Source organism: Rhizobacter sp. P3_B12 (assembly GCF_056402895.1).
This window is the reverse complement of sequence record NZ_JBFUGN010000690.1, coordinates 1-3,331: the sequence shown is the minus strand read 5'-3', so window position 1 is coordinate 3,331 and position 3,331 is coordinate 1. Positions and strand designations below refer to the sequence as shown.

3 protein-coding genes are annotated in these 3,331 nt (G+C 67.8%); all 3 read right to left on the bottom strand.

Annotated features, from left to right (window positions below):
- Window positions 1-1,312, bottom strand: a 1,312-nt coding sequence (locus AC1D01_RS26255) for an alpha-amylase family glycosyl hydrolase (protein WP_477871601.1), incomplete at its 3' end; no start/stop codon positions are given.
- A gap of 23 nt (window positions 1,313-1,335) precedes the next feature.
- Window positions 1,336-2,184 (bottom strand): carbohydrate ABC transporter permease, encoded by an 849-nt coding sequence (locus AC1D01_RS26250; protein WP_477871599.1) that lies wholly within the window; start codon window positions 2,182-2,184, stop codon window positions 1,336-1,338.
- Entirely contained in the window at window positions 2,181-3,080 is a 900-nt protein-coding gene (locus AC1D01_RS26245) for a carbohydrate ABC transporter permease (protein WP_477871597.1), read from the bottom strand. Before AC1D01_RS26245 ends, AC1D01_RS26250 begins: the two co-directional genes overlap by 4 nt.
- Window positions 3,081-3,331 lie beyond the last annotated feature (251 nt).

Genomic DNA, 3,331 nt, shown 5'->3' with positions numbered 1-3,331 from the left:
CCTGCGCATCGACCGCGCGCTGGCGCTGGCCCTCCGGCACCGGCAGCCACGGCGTGCCGCTCGTGAAGCCGGCGCTCGGCGCCGCGGCCGACCACGGCATCGGCGTGCGGCAGCCGTCGCGGCCGACGAACTCGGGCCACATCTCCTTGCCGTACGGATCCTGGATCTGCTCGAACGGGATCACCGCCTCGGCCAGCCCCAGCTCCTCGCCCTGATAGAGGCAGATCGAGCCGCGCAGCGAGCCGAGCAGCCCGACCAGCAGCGGCGCGACCCGCTCGGCCGGGCCGAGGCCGGCCCAGCGCGTGACGACGCGCACCACGTCGTGGTTGTTCAGCGCCCAGCACACCCAGGCGTCGCCGGCCTCGGCCAGCATCTCGGCCAGCACCGCATGCACGTAACGCGGCTCGTGCCGTTCGGTCATCAGGTTGAAGGTGTAGGCCATGTGCAGCCGCGCACCGGTGGTGTAGGCGCGCAGCGTGGCGTACTCGTTGTCGTCGCCGATCTCGCCGATGGTGGTGATGCCGGGGTAGCGGTCGCACAGCGCGCGAAAGCGCTGCAGGAAGGCAAGGTTCTCCGGCTGCGTCTTGTCGTACAGGTGGCTCTGCCGCGCGTACGGGTTGGCGCGCGGCACGCCGACCGCGAACTTTCCGGCCGGCTGCGGCGGGTTCGAGCGCAGCTGCCGGTCGTGGAAGTAGAAGTTCACCGTGTCGAGGCGGAAGCCGTCGACGCCGCGCTCGAGCCAGAACTGCGCGGCGWCGAGCACGGCATCCTGCACCTGCGGGTGGTGGAAGTTCAGGTCCGGCTGCGAGGCCAGGAAGTTGTGCATGAAGTACTGCTGGCGCCGGGTTTCCCACTGCCAGGCGCTGCCGCCGAACAGCGACAGCCAGTTGTTGGGCGGCGAGCCGTCGGGCTGCGGATCGACCCACACGTACCAGTCGGCCTTCGGGTTGTCGCGGCTCGCGCGGCTCTCGACGAACCACGGGTGGTCCTTCGAGGTGTGGCTGATCACGAGATCGATCAGCACCTTGATCTTCAGCGCGTGGGCGCGTGCCACCAGCGCATCGAAATCGGCCAGCGTGCCGAACATCGGATCGACGTCGCAGTAGTCGGTGACGTCGTAGCCGAAGTCGCGCATCGGCGAGCGGAAGAACGGCGAGATCCAGATCGCGTCGGCGCCGAGCGAGGCGATGTGGTCGAGCCGCTGCGTGATGCCGGCGAGGTCGCCGACGCCGTCGCCGTTGCTGTCCTGGAAGCTGCGCGGGTAGACCTGGTAGATGCAGGCGCCGGCCCACCAGTCGGTTGGAGTTGTCATGGTCGTGTCGTTCAAAAGAGGAGTCAGCCCTTGACGGAGCCGGCCGTCAAGCCGGCGACGATCTGCCGTTGAAAATAGACCACCAGCCCGATGAGCGGCAAGGTGACGATCACCGAGGCCGCCATGATCGCGCCCCACGGGGCTTCGTAGCCGCTGCCGGCACTCACCAGCGCGATCGCGACCGGCACGGTGCGCTGTTCGGTGCTGATCGTGAAGGTCAGCGCGAACAGGAACTCGTTCCATGCGGCGATGAACGCGAGCAGCCCGGTGGCGACCATGGCCGGCCAGAGCAGCGGCATGAAGATGCGGAAGATCAGCGTGAAGACGCCGAGGCCGTCCATCATCGCGGCCTCTTCGACCTCTTTCGGCAGCTGGCGCATGAAGGTGACGAGCACCCACACGGTGAACGGCAGCGTGATCACCAGGTCGGCGAGCAGCAGGGCGCCCAGCGAGTCGTAGAGGCCGAACGCCTGCACCAGCTCGAACATGCCCGACAGCACCGCGACCTGCGGGAACATCGACGCCGACAGCACGGTGAGCATCAGCGTGCCGCGGCCGCGGAAGCTGACGCGCGACAGCGCCCAGGCAGCAGGCAAGCTGAGTGCGAGCGACAGCGCGACGACGCCGCCGGCGACGAAGGCGGAATTGAGCAGGTTGCGGGCGAACGGCTGGTCGCGGAACAGGCTGGCGTAGTTGACGAGGGTGGCGTGTGCCGGCCACAGCTCGGGCGAGAACAGCGCGGTGCCCTGCTTCAGCGAGGTCGAGACCGCGTACAGCAGCGGGAACAGCGAGACGAACAGCAGCAGCGCGGCCGAGGCGTAGTACAGCGCCGACATGGCGGGCGTGCGTTGGTGGATGCTGGGACCGTTCATGACGAGGCCTCCTCGACGCCGCGGCGCGTGGCGCCGAGGTACACGATGGTGACGAGCGCGATCATGAAGAACAGCACGGTGGCCGAGGCCGAGCCGAAGCCGACCTGCTGGAAGTCGATGAGCTGTTCGCGCACGTAGATCGACATGCTCTTGGTGGCGCGGCTGTTGGAGGTCATCACGTAGATGACGTCGAAGACGCGCAGTGCGTCGAGGGTTCGGAACACGACGGCGACGGCGACGCCGGGCACGATCAACGGCAGCGTGATGCGGGTGAAGACGCGCCAGGTGGGCACGCCGTCGACCTTGGCGGCCTCGTAGCAATCGAGCGGCACCATCTGCAGCGCGGCGAGGATCAGCAGCGCCATGAAGGGCGTGGTCTTCCAGACATCGACCATCACGACGGTGAAGAGCGAGAGCGTGGGGTCGGCGGTCCAGGCGAGCGGCGCCGCGATGAGCCCGAACGCGAGCAGGTAGTGGTTCACGACGCCGAACTGGTCGTGCAACATCCAGCTCCAGATGCGGGCCGACACGACGGTGGGGATGGCCCAGGGCACGAGCATCGCGGCGCGCAGCAGCGTGCGCAGGCGCGATGGTTGGTTGATGACCAGGGCGACGCCGAGGCCGAGCGCGGTCTCGAGCGTGACCGAGAGCAGCGCGAAGACACCGGTGACGAGCACGGCGCGCCACCAGTCCGGATCGCGCAGCACGCCGTAATCACCGGTGTAGTTCTCGAGGCCGATGAACTTCCATTCGCCGAGGTGGGCGAGCGACGCATCGGTCAGGCTGAACCACAAGGTTCGTGCGAGCGGCCAGCCGGCGACGGCCAGCAGCACGATCAGCATCGGGGTGAGCATCCACCAGGCCCACTTCACTCTCTGCCTCGTCAGCCCTGACATGTTTTTGCTCCTTTGTTCGCTCGTTGCTTCTTGTGCGGCGCGGCGGGTGGGGGAAAAGACTGAACAGACCGTTGAGCGTGCGAGCGCTCGCGCGCTTCGTCTGTCTGATCAGTCTTTTCCCCACGCAAAGAACTGCGGTGTCGGCAAAGGCGCGGGTGGGGAGGCTGTGGAGCGCCAATCAGGACGGGGCGCCGGAGCTGGCTGGTTTCATGGCCCGCGTGCGCCAGCACGCTTCGTGCACTGACTGTCGC

Bases quoted from the DNA above. Each gene is read 5' to 3' on its own strand.
- AC1D01_RS26250 (WP_477871599.1), bottom strand. From the start codon at position 2,184: ATGAACGGTCCCAGCATCCACCAACGCACGCCCGCCATGTCGGCGCTG.
- AC1D01_RS26245 (WP_477871597.1), bottom strand. From the start codon at position 3,080: ATGTCAGGGCTGACGAGGCAGAGAGTGAAGTGGGCCTGGTGGATGCTC.